The sequence below is a fragment of the Paraprevotella sp. genome, from assembly GCF_986071375.1.
This window is the reverse complement of record NZ_CFQRNQ010000001.1, coordinates 13,297-32,907: the sequence shown is the minus strand read 5'-3', so window position 1 is coordinate 32,907 and position 19,611 is coordinate 13,297. Positions and strand designations below refer to the sequence as shown.

Sequence of the window (19,611 nt, the reverse complement as noted above, 5' to 3'; positions counted from 1 at the left end):
TTGTCCTCCGAAAGCCACCAATCAGCATCCAAAAGGGTATCCTGCACATGTTTGTATGTCGCTTTCACCCCGTCCGTACGCCGTCATGCGCAGTTTTCCGGAAAGTCCTGCGGAGAAAAAAAGTGTTTTTTCAGCCGAATGAAAAATGAATCGACTGAAATTGATTCTTAATTTTGCTTCAGGAAAGTGAAAAACGAACCTGAAACCTTAAAAAGCGTGTATAAATCGGACTGAAATCCTTCCTGAAAGCACTTTTCCATACGCTCCCGTTCTTCTAAAATTTGCCATTTTACTTTCCTTTCGTCACCCATTCCCATATTTCCCTTTCATTTATCCAAAAAGCACAAATCCACACGACCAACGGGAAACCGCAGGACATGCCGCATAAGACCAACCTCAACATGCAGGGTAGCCTACTGGAAAGCCCTTATTCTGAAAAGGATTTTTTAACGCGGCCGGATTGCATATATTTTCCCAATACCTTAATTTTGAACATTGATTTTAAAACCATTTCGCCATGAAAAAGATGATATTGGGATGTTTTTTGTATGGGACGGCCATAGGATTATATGCACAAGCCCCACAAGGGGACTTCAAAGGCTCGATACAAATAGGGCAAACGACAATGCCTATCGTGTTCCACTTCGGAGAGCAGAACGGCCAACCGGTAACCACCATGGACAGTCCTGCACAAGGAGTTTTCGGTTTCCCCGTACAGTCGTCTGAATGCCTTTCCGACGGAGAATTGACCCTGAAGATTCCGCAAATACAGTTCCGCTACGTGGGCAAAGTACGCGGCGACTCCCTGATAGAGGGGACGGTGACGCAAGCCGGGCAGTCCCTTCCGCTGAACTTGGTACGCACGGCCCGGAAAGCCGGTGCATCGTCTGAACCGGAAAGGCCCGGCACCCCCAAACCACCCTTCCCCTACCGGGAAGAAGAGGTAACCGTCACCACGAAAGACGGCATAAAATTGTCCGGCTCACTGACCTTGCCCGAAGGGGAAGGGCCATTCCCTGCCGTGCTCCTTATTTCCGGCAGCGGACCGCAAGACCGGAATGAAGAGGCATGGAAGTACAAACCGTTTCTCATGATAGCCGACTGCCTGACCCGGCAAGGCATCGCCGTACTCCGCATGGACGACCGCGGGACCGGCAAGTCGGGAGGCCGCTATGCCGATGCCACCTTGCAACTCGCCGCCACGGATGCGGAATGCGCCTTGGATTATCTTCTCCGACGGAAAGACATCCGGCGCGGAAAGACCGGACTGGCCGGGCACAGCATGGGCGGCACCATCGCTTTCCGCATCGCCGCGCAATGTCCGCAAGACGTGGCTTTCGTACTTTCATTGGCCGGAGCCGCCATTCCGGGAAAAGACCTGATGATGCACCAATGCGAGAAGACCATCCTTTCGCAACTCCCTGCCGCCGCAAGCGACAGCCTGCGCCCCCTGTACGAGGAACTGTACGGCACCATGGCGCTCCCCCTCCCGCTCGATTCCATACGCCACAGGAGTGCCCCTCTCATGGTCTCCATTTGGCAGCATCTCGGCATAAACGAAGGCACCTACCGGGAAAACCTCACGGACAGCATCCGCCGACGCAATGCCCGCCTGCTCACCGAACAGGCCATAAGTCCGGAAATAGCCAGCATCGTGCAATATGACCCGAGCCATGACTTAAGCCGGGTGCAATGCCCCGTATGGGCCGCCAATGGGGCAAAAGACCTGCAAGTATTGCCCGAAGAGAACATGGAAGCCATCGAAACGCTCGCAAAAGGAAGCCCGCAAGTCGTCACGCACATTTATCACGGCCTGAACCACCTGTTCATGGAAGCCCCCACCGGGCATCCCTCGGAATACGGGCTTCTGAAAGGGAATTTCAGTCAGGACGTGCTACGAGACATGGCGGAATGGATCAGGAAAACCGTAGGTGCCCCACAAACGGCTTTCTGACACGTCCCACGACCGTAAGGGCAAAAGCCCTCGTTCACTTCACGGTTTGCGTCCGCAAATACCTCTTGAACTGCTCCTCCGAACCGTTGAACACGTCGATGTCCACATCGCCCCGGATACCGCGTACCCGACCGTCGGGCGAGAGCTGCCAGTAAAGCAAATGCACGTATGGCTTGTACTCCCCGTAACGGGCCACCCATACGGGATACTTTTTCAACTCTTCCGGTGCGAACGGCATATAACGGTTGACAAAGTCCTGGCTTACATATATAATTGGTGTAGTGCCGCTCCGGCGGCCCACCTCCTTCAACCATACCAACATTTCGCGGAACAGCACGTCACGGCCTCCCATCGCCGCAATCCGCCTGTCGGACAGTTCCACGTCGAGCATCGGCGGAAGGTCGCCTTTCCGCAAACGGGATTTCTTCAGGAAATAATCTGCCTGACACATCGCCGGACGGGTGGAAAAAAAGTGATAGGCTCCGACCGGGAACCCATACCGGCGTGCGGCACGCACATCCTGCGTATAATAAGGATTGAACACCGTCAGCCCCTCCGTGGATTTGATGTAGACGAAAGAGACCGGATAGTCCACCGCCCCCAACGCATTCCGGTCTGCCGTATGCCCCAGACGTGTAATGCGCAGGTTCCTCCAGTCTATGCCGTACGTCCGGTGCCTGTGCTTGTGTTGGTATTTGGAAATGTCTATGCCGTATATCCGTTCCGAATGGTACAGCATTTGTTCGCCCCGGAACCGTCCCTTCGCCCATACCCCGCACTTGACCACCTCGTGAGGAGCTACTGAAAAGCCGAAGCCGTCACGCCGCCCGTCCTTCCATTTCCCGACATAGTACCCTCCGTCGTTCGCCGTGAACTCTCCCTCGCCATGCTCTTCCATCCGTCGGTTGAAGAAACCTTCATACATCCCCTCTTTTGCCCGAAGACGTCCGCGCCGCAAAGAATCCCCGCGCCAATATCCGCTGTACGTGCGCCCCAAGGAGTCGGTATACTCCCCGTATCCTTTTCGGATGCCCGCACGCCAACCGCCACGGTACACCCCGCCATCGGGATACCGCATCACCCCCTCACCTTCCGGGAGGCCACCGGACAACTGTCCGTAGAACAGCGTATCCCGACGCGCATAAGTACCGTAGACCGCCCCTGTTTCCGGCACGTCTTTTTCTCCGGTAAAGTCAAAACGGCCCCCCGTGCGCCAACCGGAAACCCAGGCTTTCAGATCCTCCCATACACACTCCGGCCAAGACGAATGGGACAAACTCAAGGCATACAACCCGGCAGCCGGATAAAAGCGGCCGCCGGCCCACATGCCGTTCAGGTTTCCCCACGGGCCAAACACCGGGGCGCCCTCAGCCCCTTGGACTAAAGGAATTTCCGGACAACCGTCTTCCATCCGGATGCTCACCGGCGAAGCCTCGTTTTTTTGCCTACGGGGCGCCGCACCCGACCATCCCCAATGCCCCCACCATGTATAATACGGCGAAAGGAAATGGAACCAACCATAGGGAAACGGATTCAACCGGAAACGACGGCAACCGTCGGGCAACTTACCGCCTGCCGCCTGCCACACGGACGGACCTCCCGGCCTTTGCGCCAACCGTCGGCAAACTACCGTTCCTCCACTCGCAGCACGGCCTGCCCCCGCATGGATACGCAACGTCCATTCCTCACGCAAATACGCATCTTCTCCCCCAGCGGCTAGCAAACTGTCCAAAGCTTGCTTGCAACGCGCCAGTTCTCCACACTGCGCCTTCACCCATTCGTTATGGGCCATGACTTCATGAAATCCTTCGTCCACCACCGAATGCGTACGGCCGTAATACTCCATTTCCTCCAACATTCTCCGAAAACCGGCCAAACGCACAGACAACAGCCGTGCCTCTTTCTGCAAGGCAGGGAGCAAGTCCTCACGGTTCAACCGCTCCGGTCTCGCCACGGAATCAGCAGCCGTCAGCAAACGGCCGGAATAGGAAATGAAAAAGGCATTGGCCCGAAATTCACACTTTGCCGTTTCACGCTCCGTAGAAAGCCCCGTTAACGTGGAATCGGCGCGCAAGGCATTAAAATACAAGGTGTCTCCTCCGGGTACTCCCAATTCATACCAAGACACCGTGACGGCTTCTGCCACGCCATCCCGGCATGCCTTTTCCGAAACAGGCCAAAAAAGCAGGCATCCGCACAAAATGATGCCTACCGTCGCCGCCCACGCCGTTCTCCTTTTATCCCATTTCCATTTCATACATTTTCCCACACGAAAAAGCCTCAGCACTTTTCTGTCTAATTAAAAACAAAAATACAAAAAGCATTTAAAAGATGTTGCGGTTTTAAAAGAATATAAGTATTTTCGCATCGACAAATCATTTATTAATTTAACTAACGTTCCATTGTATCATGAAAATCAACTCTCTGCTTGCAGGTGTAGCACTCATGGCAACTTCGTACACGGTTCACGCACAAGACAACACCGTGACCGTACAAACCAAGAAAATCGGGGCTGAAATACAACCCACGATGTACGGCGTGTTCTTTGAAGACATCAACTTCGGAGCCGACGGCGGCTTGTATGCCGAACTCGTCAAGAACCGTTCTTTTGAATTTGCTCCCGACCATTACATGGGTTGGAAAATGTTCGGCAACGTCACGTTGCAGGATGACGGCCCCTTCGACAAGAACCCGCATTACGTGCGTTTGGGATGTGCCGGACATGGCGACATGTGGACGGGCATACAGAACGAAGGTTTCTTCGGCATCGGCCTGAAGAAAGATGCCGAATACCGTTTTTCCGTATGGGCACGCGTGCCGGACGGCAAGCCGGTGACGCTGATGGTCCAGTTCATCGACCAGAACACGATGGATGACGCACAGCAATTTGTCAGCCAGGACTTGGTCATCAACTCGAAAGAATGGAAAAAATACACGATGGTCATGAAATCCAACCGTACCATCGCCAAAGCCAACCTGCGTATCTTCCTTTCCAATCCACAGCACCGTTCGGGCACAGGCACCGTGGATTTGGAACATGTGTCCCTCTTCCCCGTAGACACTTGGATGGGACATGAGAACGGCATGCGCAAGGATTTGGCACAAGCCTTGTATGACATGCGTCCGGGCGTGTTCCGTTTCCCCGGCGGCTGTATCGTGGAAGGTTCCAACCTGGAAACGCGCTACCAGTGGAAAAACACCGTAGGACCGGTGGAAAACCGGCCGCTCAACAAGAACCGCTGGGAGTCGACCTTTACCAACCGTTACTATCCGGACTATTTCCAAAGCTACGGTTTGGGATTCTATGAATACTTCCTGCTGAGCGAGGAAATCGGTGCGGCCCCGCTTCCCGTATTGAATGTGGGCATGGCTTGCCAGTACCAGAATTGGGACAATGAGAAAGCCCACGTGGCCTGCAATGCCGATGACCTGAAACCTTACATCGACGATGCCCTCGACCTGATCGAGTTCGCCAACGGTCCGACCGACACGAAATGGGGAAAGCTGCGCGCGGAAATGGGACATCCGGAACCGTTTAACATGAAATACTTAGGCATCGGAAACGAACAGTGGGACAAGTTCTATTTCGACCGCCTGAAATTCTTCGTGGAGGCTGTCCGCAAAGCCCATCCGGAAATCCTCATCATCGGTTCGTCCGGTCCCGACTCGGAAGGCAAGATGTTCGACCTCGGTTGGGAAGACATGAAGAAACAGAAAGTAGACCTTGTGGACGAACATTTCTACCGTCCGGTGGACTGGTTCAAGAACAGCATGAACCGCTATGACGACTACGACCGTAACGGCCCGAAAGTGTTTGCCGGCGAATATGCCTGCCACGACCATGGCAACCGCATGAAATGGAACCACGCAGGTGCTTCCATTTACGAAGCCGCCTTCATGACCACATTGGAACGCAATGCCGACATCGTGCACATGGCCACATACGCCCCGCTCTTTGCCCACGTGGAAGGTTGGCAATGGCGTCCCGACCTGATTTGGTTCGACAATCTCCGCAGCGTGAAGTCCGTAAGCTACTACGTACAGCAGATGTATGCCAAGAACATGGGTACGAATGTCGTACCGGCCACGCTCGCCACTCCCACTCCCAAAGGTGAGGACGGCCTGTTCACCAGTGCCGTGTTCGACAAGAACACCGGCGAATATATCGTGAAGGTCATCAACACGACGGATAAGGCACAAACCGTGGACATTAAATTCGACGGCTTGAAGAAGATAGAAGGCAACGCCTCAACCCTTACCTTGGATTGCAGTGACTACACCTTAGACAACACATTGGACCATCCGAACGCCATCATTCCTCAGGACGGATGGGCAGCCGTAGAAGGCAACGTCATCAAAACCACCGTCCAAGGCAAGAACTTCGTCATCTTCAAGGTGAAGAAATAAAGCCTCGGTCACGAACCTCTATAACGTTTTTTTGCGGGTACTTCCTTTACCACGAAGGAAGTACCCGCAAACTTTTCACCCTACGCTATAAGAAAAATATCGGAAAACCTTGCATTCGCCCCTCTAATTAACTTAGTTTAATATAGAATATTTGTATACCTGATAGAACCATCTTAAATTTCGGAAAATTTAATTGTATAACCTTTTAACACCTTATGAACATGAAAAAGTCAGTTACATTAATCGGTGTGTGTTTTGTATTTTCCGGGTTGCAGGCACAAATCAAGATGTCCCCCAATGGGAATGTAAGCATCCAGTCATCCGTAACGGCACAGTCTGCATTGTTAGTAGGAGGAGACCAAAACGTAAATGGAAGTGGTGGATGGAAAGGAGTTTTTCAATCCAATGACCACGGTGTCTTTGTAAAACGTAATGGCAAGACAAAAGTTACCATCAACGACCTCATGGCCATTTATGGTGAAAACTCGATTGACGCGAAGAAATTTTATATAGGCGTAAAGGGAAGGTCGTATATCAAAAGTTCCTTAAACCAAGGACGTGCATGGGGAATATTGGGAGAAGCCGGGAATTCCACCGGCGGTTATAATTATGCCGTGCATGGTAATTTAAGGGGAAACCAAAGGGGAGCAGCCATACTTGGAACATTGGACAATATAGATATAAATGTACCCGGCCGCTATGTCGGTTATTTCATGGGCGACATCCGTACCACAGGAAATATTTACGGTACAGTACTGACACCCTCGGCTTCCCGTTCCGCCTTGATGGGGCGTTCGGCAGTGATACCCCTGTCGGCTGAAAGCGATGCCACGAACAGCATGTCAGTGGCAGAGAAACTTTCGCAGTTGACCGCCGTGCAATACAACCTGTCCGAGCCACAGGCGGCGCAGGCTTTTGCGGCATCGGGGGATACCGTGGCAGCAGCTCCCCGTTCCGTGACAGACGCGCAGGCATTGGAGAAAACACATTACGGACTGGATGCCGAAGTGCTGAAAGAGATCTACCCGGACCTGGTCTATGAAAGTCAGGAGGGAGACCTTTGCATCAACTACACGGAGATGATTCCGCTTTTGGTGCAGTCCGTCAGTGAACTCCGCGCACAAGTGGTATCGTTGCAAGGGGCGCAGACCTATAATGTACGTGCCCGGAACGGAAATGAAACGGGCATCGGCGGCAACGCATTGGATGTCCCGGCATTGGAGCAAAACGACCCGAACCCCTTCACGCAAACGACAGTGGTGCGCTACACGTTACCGGAAAGCGTGAAGTCCGCATTCCTGTACATTTATGACTTGAACGGCACGCAGATAGACCAAAAGACGTTGCAGGACAGGGGTAAATCTTCCGTGACGCTTGAAGCCGGAAGCCTCGCCCCCGGAATGTACCTTTATGCTTTGGTGGCCGACGGCAAGGTGATTGACACCAAGCGGATGATTATCACTAAATAAGTAGGGAGGAGCTTATGAAAACGTTATTGATAATATGGACGTGCTGCTTGTGCACAGGATTGTGCATGGCACAGGCACCTGAAAGTAACGGTACGCATGTGACTGTACACGCCGGTGAAAACGCCTTGGAAACGTTGTTGACGGAGGAACAGAAACAATCGGTGAAATACCTGACGGTTACGGGAACGTTATTGGATGCAGACTATACCTTTCTTCGGGAAAGGTTGTACGGACAGTTGGATACATTGAACTTACGAGCTGCAAATATTGATACGTTGCCGGATATAAGGACGGAAGATATATGGGCATCGAGTCCTAACAAGATTCATCTTGTTCTACCCATGAACATAGAGCATATAGGAGCAAATTTCTTATCTCAATTTTCTAAGTATTACAGTTTAGAAGTGACAGAAAAGTTTCCTACATTTGGAAACTCTACTCGATTTCCATCTTCTTATAACACAAAAGTCACATTAAGTGATGATAATTATTCTTATAGGACAGAAACATTTAGATTTCCAGAAGAATGGCAACCAAATACCTATACTTCTATATATTCATGGGATGGAAATATCTTTTATTATATGAATATAGGAGTTGAAGGGAAATATACGATTAAGGAAGGAACGAAAATTATTCATGGAACTGCTTTCAGGAATCTTCACCTTCCGACATTTACACTTATACTTCCGGCATCTTTGGATTCCGTTGGAGACAGTGCATTTGAACAAACAGAATGTCCAGCCCCAACAGGTTATGGCAGTGGAGCCGAAATAATATGTTATGCTATTGAACCGCCCAAATTAGGAAAAGATGTTTTTAAAAATAGCGTATTGGAAATTTCTGATTTATACGTGCACGAAGTAAGCATCGCGAAATACAAACAAGCAGACGGTTGGAACATAGCATCAGATATTCGTGCCATAGAAACAATGGGGCAACCTCCCAGTCACGCCTCTGAACAAATCCATAAAAAGAATATATCTATCGTATCCACACCGGATTCTTATGAATTGACTTTTGACCAAAAGCCGCTCTATATGGAAATGTACAGTACAAATGGGATATTATTTACCAAACAAACTATTGATTCATACACTTTGTCCATAAGCCGAAACCAATTGGCAATTCCCTATACTATTGCACGTGTGTACTTTGACAATGGCATCACTGAAACTATTAAACTAATACCGTAATGATTATGAAACAAAATATGATACAAAAACAAACAGCTATGAAAAAGAGATTATTGTCTGCCTTGTTTGTCATGGCAATGCTATGCAGGCTGCAAGCCCAAAACGCAGAAACACATGTGACGGTACACGCCGGTGAAACCGCCTTGGAAACCTTGCTGACGGAGGAACAGAAACAATCAGTAACCCATTTGACAGTTACGGGAACGTTATTGGATGAGGATTATGCTTTCCTGCGAAATGAATTGTTGAATCAGTTAGAAACCTTAAATTTGAAAGATGCTGAAATTGATACTATTCCGGCACATGCTTTTGAAGATTTCAAATATTTAGGGACAGATTCCATTAGAATTATCCTTCCCTCGTGTTTGAAACATGTTAAGGACAAAGCTTTCTGTTGCAATAACCCCATATGCGTATTTGAACTAACGGGCAAATATCCAACTTTAGGTCAAGACATTTTTACTAAAGACCTTATTTATGCTGAGCCGAGAATGGAAGTATCTCCCGACAATGAATACTGCACAATGATAGAAGATGCAATATATTCGTCAGACCATACCACTTTACATTATCCCAATTACAACTGTACAGAACCTACTAATGGAGGACAAATAATAGAAGGAACCAAGGTTATTTCTGCAAATGCTTATGAAAACAGAGCTTGGGACTACAAATGGACTTTTACCATTCCGGCATCGGTCGATTCTATTGGCGACCGTGCCTTTGCAAGTTTCCAAATAATAACACCTGACATGCCCATAGATTCCAAATATTTTCGGATGATATGCAAATCATCCATCCCCCCTTGTTTGGGGCAAAATGTTTTTTATACAATGGAAAATCCTTATTGGGGAATGTTTTATGTCAATGAAGCCTCCCTTTATGTCCCGGACGAAAGTGTGGATATTTACAAAACGACTAAATGTTGGAACCGATTCAGGAAAATAAAAGGTCTCAGTGAATACCATCCCGTCTCTGTAAATTTGGTTTCTCTCAGCCCCTCTTTGTCTGTAAAAGATGTAAGTGGTTGTTACATACTTAGTTCTTCTATTGCCATAAAGGAGGTGAGACTATATAGCCTGTCCGGGCTACTTTTGTTTTCCACAACTGTGCATGCCCAACAAGTAAGAATAAACAAATCCATCCTTACACCACCTTACGCCATAGCTTCTGTTGACTTTGCAAATGGCACAACCCAGATTGTTAAACTAACGTAATGACTATGAAACGAAATGTAGAACAAAAACAAACAGCTATGAAAAGGATATTATTGTCTGCCTTGTTTGTCATGGCAATGCTATGCAGGCTGCAAGCCCAAAAAGTTGAAACACATGTGACTGTACATGCCGGTATAAACGCCTTGGAAACGTTGTTGACGGAAGAACAGAAACAATCGGTAACCCATCTGACAGTTACGGGAACGTTATTGGACGAAGATTATGCTTTTCTGCGTGGCGGGCTGTTGGAGCAACTCGACACGTTGGATTTGCGGGATGCGGAGATAGATACTATCCCGGCGGGTGCGTTGGGAGCGATGGAACTCTATTTGGTTTTGCCGAAAATGATAGAATGTATCAGGGACTATGCCTTTAAGGGAGTGTGTGAAGTAACCGGAAAAGCCCCTTTCCTGGGAGAGTACAAAAATAATCCTTACTACAAGCCTTTAATGCAGGCAAGTAAAGGACATCCAAATCTCATGAATATAGAAGGAGATAGTTATTCTGCCGTTTATTCCCAAAACGGAGATACACTATACTATCTGAAACCGGGAGAACATCTTTTAAATTGGGGTGGAGATATGGAAATACGACCGGGTACACAGGTTATTGCTCCAACAGCTATGCGAAATGAGCCTTTTCCCGTGGGGATGATTAATTTAGTTTTGCCGGAAAGTATGGAGTTCATTGGGAATTATGCTTTAGATATCACCCTGTTGCTTCCTACTAGTTATATCTCAAAGAATCGTTATCCGCATGGGGGAGAATATGGATGCGGAAGTGTAATATGCAAAGCCGCAAATCCTCCAAAATTGGATATATTTGGAAATGATTTTTGGGTTGCATGGTCCTATCTGTATGTTCCCGAATCCTGTCTTGAGGCTTATAAAGCAGCTCCGGGATGGGAACACGCAATAAAAATAGATACGATAGAGAATCTCTTGAAAAAGGGGCAGAATATACAATCCATTCATGGGGAGGGGGAAAACACATCTATTTCCATTACTTCAATGAATGAAAATTATATTTTGGATTTTTCAAAGGCACCTTTGCAAATGGATTTGTTATCGACAGATGGAGGCTTGCTTTCATCTCAGATGATTTCTTCAGCGAAGGTTACGCTACCCAAGAAGAGTCTGCAAAAACCATTGACCATAGTCTGTGTCCGTTTTGCAGACGGGACAAACGAAACTGTCAAACTAATACCATAATGATTATGAAACGAAATGTAGAACAAAAACAAACAGCTATGAAAAGGATATTATTGTCTGCCTTGTTTGTCATGGCAATGCTATGCAGGCTGCAAGCCCAAAAAGTTGAAACACATGTGACTGTACATGCCGGTATAAACGCCTTGGAAACGTTGTTGACGGAAGAACAGAAACAATCGGTAACCCATCTGACAGTTACGGGAACGTTATTGGACGAAGATTATGCTTTTCTGCGTGGCGGGCTGTTGGAGCAACTCGACACGTTGGATTTGCGGGATGCGGAGATAGATACTATCCCGGCGGGTGCGTTGGGAGCGATGGAACTCTATTTGGTTTTGCCGAAAATGATAGAATGTATCAGGGACTATGCCTTTAAGGGAGTGTGTGAAGTAACCGGAAAAGCCCCTTTCTTGGGGGAGTACAAGAATAAACCCTACTACAAACCTTTAATGCAGGCAAGTAAAAGGCATCCAAATCTCATGAATATAGAAAGAGATAGTTATTCTGCTGTTTATTCCCAAAACGGAGATACACTATATTATCTGAAACCGAATGAATTTGTCTATTGGGGTGAAGATGTGGAAATACCATCGGGTACACGGGTTATAACCCCAACGGCTATAAGGAATGAGGATTTTCCCATAGAAATAATCAATTTAGTATTACCGGAAAGTATAGATTCCATTGGAGATTATGCACTTGATATCAGACCAAATTTTATGACTGGCTATAGCAAAAAGGATCGTTATCCGAGTGGTGGAGGATATGGATACGGAAGTGTGGTATGTGAAGCCGCAAATCCTCCCAATTTGGGAATATTGGGAGAATTTTTTTGGGTAGGATGGTCCAACTTATATGTTCCAAAAGCCAGTCTCGAAGCTTATAAGGTAGCTCCGGGATGGAAACTTGCAAGAAAAATAGGTGCGATAGAGACTCTTTTAGACATACAATCAGTTCGTAAAGAGGGAACCACATCAATTTCCATTACTTCGATGGATGAAAATTATATTCTGAATTTTTCAAAGGAAGCTTTGCAAATGGATTTGCTGTCAACAGATGGGGGCTTGCTTTCATCTCGGATGATTCCTTCAGCGAAGGTTATGCTACCCAAGAAGAGTTTGCAAAAACCATTGACCATAGTCCGTGTCCGTTTTGCAGACGGGACTAACGAAACTGTTAAATTAATACCATAGGCTTATGAAACGATTAATACCTTTAATATTTTTGCTTTTGGCAGGATATATGACTGTTCGGGCACAAATTGGCGGACAAGTCGAAGTGAATGTGAACGGATTGTCCTTTTCCAAACAGGACAATTACGATGTGGTTCGTTGGAACGGTGGAGATGATAGAATCCGTCAAGTCGGTGCTCCAGAACTTCCTGTCATTCTCAAAACGTACGTAATTCCTTTAGAAGCTAAACCGACTGGAGTAGAGGTTTCAGTGTCAAATCGTATGGCTGTGGATGGAACATTTACGCCCTATCCCGTACAACCGCCTATTTCCATAAACGACAAAGCGAATGACGTGAAGTTTACACAACCGGACGCGTCTATTTATCAAGGAACGGAAATTTTTCCTAAAGTCAAAGCCAAAATTGTGGCAGATTACAATGAGATGGGATACCATTTGGTCACCGTGCAACTCACTCCGATAGAATACGACCCTGTTTCACAAAAGTTGTTCGTCAGTCGTTTGGATTTTACTTTACGGTACGACATGATAGGCGTTGACGGCATTCAGCCACAAAAACAAAGCGTACGTCGGGCAGATGCCGTGAAAAAAGTAATCCGCTCCATGGTGGACAATCCAGAGGATGTGGACGGTTTCACGAACCAAAAAGTGAAAGTGGTTGGAGGTGGAATGCCGGACGTGCAAACTCGCGTTGCATCTTCCATGCCAATAAATGTAATACAAGAACAAATACCAGACTATATTATCATTACCAATAATGAGTTGAAGAGTGAGTTCCAACGTCTTGCCGATTGGAAAACGCAGAAAGGTGTACCTACATTGATTAAAGATGTGGAAAGCATTGGGAAAGAATACCAAGGTGCAGATTTGGCAGAGAAGATACATACCTATTTACAGGAATGTTATCATAAGTGGGGAGCCGGACTTTTTGTATTATTAGGAGGGGATACCAATATCATTCCGGCAAGACTATATTGGAGTACTTATGATACAAAAAATCCTCCGGGGTTTTATCCTTCCGATGCTTATTATGTAGATTTGAACAGTAGTTGGAACGAAAATAAGAATCATATTTATAGGGAGACGGGCGATGGAATGAAAGAAGATCGGCTATGTTATTTGGGGCGTGCGTCTGTAGAGGATATAGAGGGAGCCAAGACTTTTATTAACAAAGTACTCATGTATGAGAAAATGAAAAATGTGAGCACAAAATATTTAATGAATCATTTGGCTATTTCCGCATATATAAGCAAGGATGAATCTAAAGATTCGCTCTATAATGACGGAAAAGAAAGCATCAATGGTTATCTTTCCCATTATCCTCAAATCAACAAGTGGTATCTTTTTGACCATTACAATTGCACTTGTCCCCGTCATCATGATAAGACAATGTATCATTCCGGCCAAGAATTGAATAGAGAACATTTCCTTTCCGCCCTTCAGGACGGAGGTGAATCCGGACTTGATTATTTCCATATTGTCTACCACATGGATCACAGTCACCCAAGCGCCTTGGGGGGTTCTTCCAAAGATAAACATGAAAGTATTTACATTCAGGATGTGAATGATTTAAAAAACGGAGACTATCCGCTAATTATGATTTCAGGAGGATGTAAGCCTGCAAAATTTACAGAGGATTGTATTGCAGAGCATTTCCTAACGAATCCCAATGGTGGTGCTGTGGCTTTTATTGGAAATACAGATATTGGATGGTCTGATGAACATGATCAATATGAGGCCTTTCTACAATCATTGTATAAGGATGGAATCCAGTCATTAGGAATGATTTTTGGAACAATGTTTTTTGGATGGACCGAATACTACCGCCTCCACCTTTTAGGCGACCCCGAAATGCCGGTATGGTCTGCCGTGCCACAGAAATTAGAAGTAAACGTGACACCCACGCAAATAGAAGCCGGAACAAACACCATCACGGTGCAAATCACGAATCTTCCGGCAGGAAAAGAAGCCACAGTCTGCCTGATGAAAGACGCGGAAGCATACACCGTGGTGACAGTGAACGACACAAAACCGCACAGTTTCACTTTCAACCCGAAGACTTCGGGCGAAATGAAAGTGACAGTAACCGCCCGCAACTTCCTGCCTTTGGAAAAGACGGTGCCGGTGTCTGTCAACAGCGGCAACCTACTTTCTGTCGGGCAAATCAATGACTTCGAGGGCTACGTACTGGCCGGTATGGGACAGGATTTCGACATCGTGCTGAAAAACAACGGGAAAACGGCAGCCCGGAATGTGACGGCCACTTTGTCATCATCTTCCCCTTACGTGACGATACTCAACGAGACGGTAGATTACGGTACTATCAATGCCGGACAGATAAAATCCGGAAACGGGAAGTTCACGGTGAAAATATCCGAGGATGCACCGGAAGCAACCCGCAACGAATGGAATGCCCCCTGCTTCTACCTGATGATGAAAAAAGACGGGACAGACATCGTAGACGTGGACACGTTCAAGGTAGACCTGAAGCATTACAAGTTCAGGATTGCCAACCTCTCCATCGCATCCGGGTCATCCCTGAAACCGGGCGGACAACTCGCAATGGACTTGAATGTGGACATTTTAGGAGACGCAACCTCTTTAGTCCTGAATTGGGAAATCATACCGTTAAATCCGTCGCAAGTAAAAATTATCAAAATTACATCTTTCGCCTGCCTCTGTTCCCTCACCAACGCCTACGTCCCCGGCAGCAGCCTGACGTTCGATGTCAAACTCTCCATCGGCAACATGCGGCAAGACAGCGTGAGATGGGACGTGACGGAACGAGCCGTGCCGGTGGACTTGACAAAGGTGACTTCCGAACTCGGTGCCGATGCCATTTCTTTCCATTGGGACAAGATGGGAGGCGAGACGAAATACAACGTCTACCGCAGCACTTCGGAGAACGGGGTTTATGACAAACTCAACGCCTTGCCATTGGACACAAGGTATTACAAGGACGAGGGCCTGCAACCCCTGACCACCTATTATTACAAGTTCTCCACACTGACCCGGGGGATGGTGGAAAGCGAACTGTCCCCTGCAGTACGGACATGGACCACCTACCCCACCATGGGCATGTTCCCGCTTTCCATGGGAAAGAGCCTGCATTATACCTGTGAGACGCACACCTTCGATTTCGACTATGACGGCCAAAAGGAAATATGGGTTACCGGCAATACAGACGAGAGTACAGAAGGAACGGTAGTGGCCCTCCGTCCGGACGGCACGGAACCTTACGACCTTGATGGAAACGCCACTTCGTACAGCGGTTATGCCGAAATACCGTGGAATGCAAAGGCTACCCCGGTAGTGGCCGACCTGTTAGGAAACGGGGAACAGTGCATCATCGTGCCCACAAGGAAAAGCGGAGAAGACAATTACATCATCTGTTATTCTTCGTTGGACAAAGACGGGGACAAATTGCCGGATAAGTTATGGGAAGCCCATATCGGTAAAATATACTCTTACCGCAGCGTGGTGGTAACGGACATAGACGCACCGGACGGGAAAGGAGAAAAGGAAATCATTTTGCGTGGAGAAAAACCGAATACTCCGGTCATCGTGCTTGATGCGCGTGGAAAGGAAGTGATGAGGACCGGGAATACAACGGGGGATTTTTATGGTGTTCCGGCTGTGGCCGATCTTGACGATGATGGATATAAGGAAATCATTTGTGGTTCCAACGATGGAAAAGTGTATGTATGGCGACATGACGGTACGCCCTATCTTCGTACGCCGTTCTTTTCACGTGTGGGACAGATGCTGAACTGTTCCCCTACGGTCTGTGATTTGGATGGAGACGGAGAGAAAGAAATCCTTATCACAACAAGAAGTACTGCCTTGAGTTACATTTATGCGATTAAACGGGATGGTTCTTGTGTGGGCTATTTTACTCCGGATGCGACGCAACCCGTTTCTATTCCTTACACGAATGCTCCCGGTAGTGGCATTGAACATCCCATCAGCGTGGGGGACATCAACGGAGACGGCCAACCGGAAGTAGTGGTTCTCGGAAACGAATGCGTAAGGGCATGGACACACACGGGAACGCTAATATTCGACCGTAATCTCTCCGGTCTGTTCCCGAACGAACAGTGGGCTATCAATATGGCCACTCCGATTTTGGCCGACGTGGACGGCGACGGAAGCATCGACATCGTGTTCCACCAAGACAAACTGATATACGCCTTGCACAATGACGGCACGGACGTGAAAGGTTTCCCCTTGTCAGCTCCAGCCCATATTTCCAATGGGGTTTGCGTGTCGGACATGGACAGTGACGGGAAAAACGAAATCATCGCAGTAGACAATGACGGCAGCATTTGTGCTTGGAAAACAGACGGCAAATCCACGGCAATAGAATGGGGCCGTTCCCGTTTCGACACGGGATTCACGGGAGAATACGTCCCTCATTATGAAGACCCGAAAGTACTCACTGCATCCACCGAATGGGGAGGTGGCGCGTTCACCAACGATATCATCGTACGCTCCGGCACATTCAAAATCCCGTCGGGCAAGACCTTGCAGATGCGCGACGGATACCGGATTTATGTACTCGAAGGCGGAACGCTGGAGGTGGACGGCGGCACCATCCAAAATGCCGATGTATTGGTGAAATCCGGAGGCACGCTGAACATTAAAAACAACGGCGGCATACACCTCAACCGGTACGGGAAACTCAATGCCGAGAAAGGTGCCATCGTGAACGCCTTGTACGGAGAAGTGCAAACCGCCCGTTAACTTGCAAGCCGATATGGGGAAGACACATTTTTCCTGCCTTCGCGTCAGCCCCATATCGGCTTTTGAAAAAAACATATCATTCCTTTCCTCTTTTTACCTGTATATTAAGATTCTTTGCGTATCTTTGTACAAACGAAGAAAGGATGAACGTCATTGATTTGATTCAGAACCATAAAGGAACGGCTTTTTCTTTTGAAGTACTGCCCCCGCTGAAGGGTGCGGGCATAGAGCGGCTGTTCCATACCATAGATACGCTCCGGGAATTCAACCCGGCATACATCAACATTACCAACCACCGCAGCGAGTATGTGTACAAGGACTTAGGAGGAGGCATCATGCAACGCCTCCGCATCCGCCGCCGTCCCGGCACCATAGCCGTGGCTGCTGCCATCCAACGGCATTATGACATACACGTCGTGCCGCACATCCTGTGCAGCGGATATACCCGTGAGGATACAGAGTACATGCTGCTCGACCTGCAGTTTTTGGGCATCAGCGACTTGTTGGTGTTGCGCGGCGACAAGGCCAAGGAAGACCCGGCATTCCGTCCTACAGGCGACGGTTATTCACATGCCACGGAACTTATCGGGCACATCAACCGTTTCAATGAAGGTTTCTTCGTCGACGGTTCGCCCATCAAGTCTCCCGGCACACCGTTTTCATACGGTGTGGCTTGCTATCCGGAAAAACATGAGGAAGCACCCAATCCGGAAGCCGACTTGGCCGTGCTCAAGCAAAAAGCCGACATGGGTGCCGCATACGCCGTCACCCAGTTGTTCTACGACAATGCGAAGTATTTCGACTTCGTGGACCGTGCACGCGGAGCCGGCATCACCATCCCCATCATCCCGGGCATCAAGCCGTTTGCCAAACTGTCACAACTCAGCGTAGTGCCTAAAACGTTCCATTGCGACCTGCCCCAGGATCTGGCTTTGGAAATAAGAAAATGCAAAACGGACGAGGAAGCCAAACAAGTGGGGATAGAATGGACGGTGGAACAATGCCGCGAACTGATCGGCCACGGCGTGCCGAGCATCCATTTCTACACCGTCTCGGCTGTGGACAGTATCCGCGAAATCGCACGCCAAATCTACTAAAGCCATGTTCAGCCGGGTTGTAGGACAAACAGATATCAAGGAACGCCTCCTTCAGGAAGCGCAAGCTGGGCGTGTGCCGCATGCCCTGCTCCTGAGCGGTCCTTCGGGATGCGGAAAACTGGCTTTGGCTGTGTCGTACGCCCAATACCTGCTATGCCACCGTCCGAGGGCGCACGATGCCTGTGGGGAATGCCCGTCATGCCGGGCTTTCACGCACTTCGTACACCCTGACCTCCATTTCGTCTTCCCCATCATCAAATACAAGACTGCGGAAAGCTCCGTATGCGACGTGTATATAGACACGTGGCGCAAGCGGCTGCAAGCCGGGCTTTATTTTGACTTGAACGACTGGTTGGGCGACATGAAGGCTGAAAACCAACAGGCACTCATCTATGCTGCCGAAGCCGCCCAGATACAGCGGAAACTGGCACTTAAATCCACCTTGGGCGGACGCAAAATCCTAATCGTTTGGATGCCGGAGAAAATGAATGCGGAATGCGCCAACAAGTTGCTCAAACTCATCGAAGAACCGCCCGAACAAACGAATTTCCTTTTGGTGAGCGACGAGCCGGAGAAAATCCTGCCCACCATCCTGAGCCGCACCCAACAAATCGAGGTAAAGGGCATCGACCACGAAAGTCTGGTGGAAGCCCTCCGCAAAAGCCATCCCACGGAGGACGTGGAAGCTCTCGCACGCAATGCCAGAGGCAGCTACACCGCAGCACTGAAAAGCCTGGATGCAAGCCGGGACAACTTGCTCTTCTTCGACCTGTTCGTCATGCTGATGCGGTTAAGTTACCAACGCAAAATCAAGGACATGCGGAAATGGAGCGAACAGATTGCCGGCATGGGACGGGAAAGGCAAAAGAACTTCCTGACGTATTGCCAGAAACTGATTCGCGAGAACTTCATATATAATTTCCGCAATCCGGAACTGAACTACATGACAACGCAGGAAGGAGACTTCGCCAAGAATTTCGCACGTTTCGTCAACGAACGCAACGTCATTAAAATCATGGATGAACTGAGCAACGCACAACGGGACATAGAGCAAAATGTCAACCCGAAAATCGTATTTTTCGACTTTGCCCTGAAAATGATCGTGCTGCTCATACAATAATAT

11 protein-coding genes are annotated in these 19,611 nt (G+C 48.4%); 10 read left to right on the top strand and 1 reads right to left on the bottom strand.

What is annotated here, in order from left to right; all coding sequences use genetic code 11:
* The first annotated feature begins 517 nt into the window (after nt 1-517).
* A complete protein-coding gene (locus AC5RDV_RS00110) occupies nt 518-1,954 on the top strand; it encodes an alpha/beta hydrolase family protein (RefSeq protein ID WP_282747607.1) in 1,437 nt (478 codons plus the stop codon).
* A 34-nt stretch (nt 1,955-1,988) separates the two neighbouring features.
* Here AC5RDV_RS00110 and AC5RDV_RS00105 read toward each other — a convergent pair whose 3' ends face one another.
* Nucleotides 1,989-4,211 (bottom strand): glycoside hydrolase family 25 protein, encoded by a 2,223-nt coding sequence (locus AC5RDV_RS00105; protein WP_282747608.1) that lies wholly within the window; start codon nt 4,209-4,211, stop codon nt 1,989-1,991.
* A gap of 152 nt (nt 4,212-4,363) precedes the next feature.
* Here AC5RDV_RS00105 and AC5RDV_RS00100 point away from each other — a divergent pair, with 152 nt between their 5' ends.
* The 9 genes from AC5RDV_RS00100 (at nt 4,364) to AC5RDV_RS00060 (ending at nt 19,608) form a co-directional block, all read left to right on the top strand.
* Nucleotides 4,364-6,361 (top strand): alpha-L-arabinofuranosidase family protein, encoded by a 1,998-nt coding sequence (locus AC5RDV_RS00100; RefSeq protein WP_008629648.1) that lies wholly within the window; start codon nt 4,364-4,366, stop codon nt 6,359-6,361.
* 221 nt (nt 6,362-6,582) lie between these two features.
* The gene (locus tag AC5RDV_RS00095) at nt 6,583-7,830 is read left to right on the top strand and encodes a T9SS type A sorting domain-containing protein (protein WP_494222133.1); all 1,248 of its coding nucleotides are present in this window, start codon (nt 6,583-6,585) and stop codon (nt 7,828-7,830) included.
* 65 nt (nt 7,831-7,895) lie between these two features.
* Entirely contained in the window at nt 7,896-9,026 is a 1,131-nt protein-coding gene (locus AC5RDV_RS00090) for a hypothetical protein (protein WP_282747981.1), read from the top strand.
* Between the two features lie 38 nt (nt 9,027-9,064).
* The gene (locus AC5RDV_RS00085) at nt 9,065-10,243 is read left to right on the top strand and encodes a hypothetical protein (protein ID WP_282747980.1); all 1,179 of its coding nucleotides are present in this window, start codon (nt 9,065-9,067) and stop codon (nt 10,241-10,243) included.
* 38 nt (nt 10,244-10,281) lie between these two features.
* Nucleotides 10,282-11,454, top strand: a complete 1,173-nt coding sequence (locus tag AC5RDV_RS00080; RefSeq protein ID WP_282747979.1) for a hypothetical protein — start codon at nt 10,282-10,284, stop codon at nt 11,452-11,454.
* A gap of 5 nt (nt 11,455-11,459) precedes the next feature.
* Nucleotides 11,460-12,647, top strand: a complete 1,188-nt coding sequence (locus AC5RDV_RS00075) for a hypothetical protein (RefSeq protein ID WP_282747978.1) — start codon at nt 11,460-11,462, stop codon at nt 12,645-12,647.
* A 4-nt stretch (nt 12,648-12,651) separates the two neighbouring features.
* On the top strand, nt 12,652-17,391 hold the full coding sequence (locus tag AC5RDV_RS00070; RefSeq protein ID WP_282747977.1) for a C25 family cysteine peptidase: 4,740 nt from the start codon (nt 12,652-12,654) through the stop codon (nt 17,389-17,391).
* A 143-nt stretch (nt 17,392-17,534) separates the two neighbouring features.
* Complete coding sequence (metF, locus tag AC5RDV_RS00065) at nt 17,535-18,488, top strand: methylenetetrahydrofolate reductase [NAD(P)H] (protein WP_282747975.1); 954 nt, start codon at nt 17,535-17,537, stop codon at nt 18,486-18,488.
* 4 nt (nt 18,489-18,492) lie between these two features.
* On the top strand, nt 18,493-19,608 hold the full coding sequence (locus AC5RDV_RS00060; RefSeq protein ID WP_282747974.1) for a DNA polymerase III subunit: 1,116 nt from the start codon (nt 18,493-18,495) through the stop codon (nt 19,606-19,608).
* Nucleotides 19,609-19,611 lie beyond the last annotated feature (3 nt).

Bases quoted from the DNA above. Each gene is read 5' to 3' on its own strand.
- AC5RDV_RS00110 (WP_282747607.1), top strand. From the start codon at position 518: ATGAAAAAGATGATATTGGGATGTTTTTTGTATGGGACGGCCATAGGA.
- AC5RDV_RS00105 (WP_282747608.1), bottom strand. From the start codon at position 4,211: ATGAAATGGAAATGGGATAAAAGGAGAACGGCGTGGGCGGCGACGGTA.
- AC5RDV_RS00100 (WP_008629648.1), top strand. From the start codon at position 4,364: ATGAAAATCAACTCTCTGCTTGCAGGTGTAGCACTCATGGCAACTTCG.
- AC5RDV_RS00095 (WP_494222133.1), top strand. From the start codon at position 6,583: ATGAAAAAGTCAGTTACATTAATCGGTGTGTGTTTTGTATTTTCCGGG.
- AC5RDV_RS00090 (WP_282747981.1), top strand. From the start codon at position 7,896: ATGGCACAGGCACCTGAAAGTAACGGTACGCATGTGACTGTACACGCC.
- AC5RDV_RS00085 (WP_282747980.1), top strand. From the start codon at position 9,065: ATGAAAAAGAGATTATTGTCTGCCTTGTTTGTCATGGCAATGCTATGC.
- AC5RDV_RS00080 (WP_282747979.1), top strand. From the start codon at position 10,282: ATGAAAAGGATATTATTGTCTGCCTTGTTTGTCATGGCAATGCTATGC.
- AC5RDV_RS00075 (WP_282747978.1), top strand. From the start codon at position 11,460: ATGAAACGAAATGTAGAACAAAAACAAACAGCTATGAAAAGGATATTA.
- AC5RDV_RS00070 (WP_282747977.1), top strand. From the start codon at position 12,652: ATGAAACGATTAATACCTTTAATATTTTTGCTTTTGGCAGGATATATG.
- metF (WP_282747975.1), top strand. From the start codon at position 17,535: ATGAACGTCATTGATTTGATTCAGAACCATAAAGGAACGGCTTTTTCT.
- AC5RDV_RS00060 (WP_282747974.1), top strand. From the start codon at position 18,493: ATGTTCAGCCGGGTTGTAGGACAAACAGATATCAAGGAACGCCTCCTT.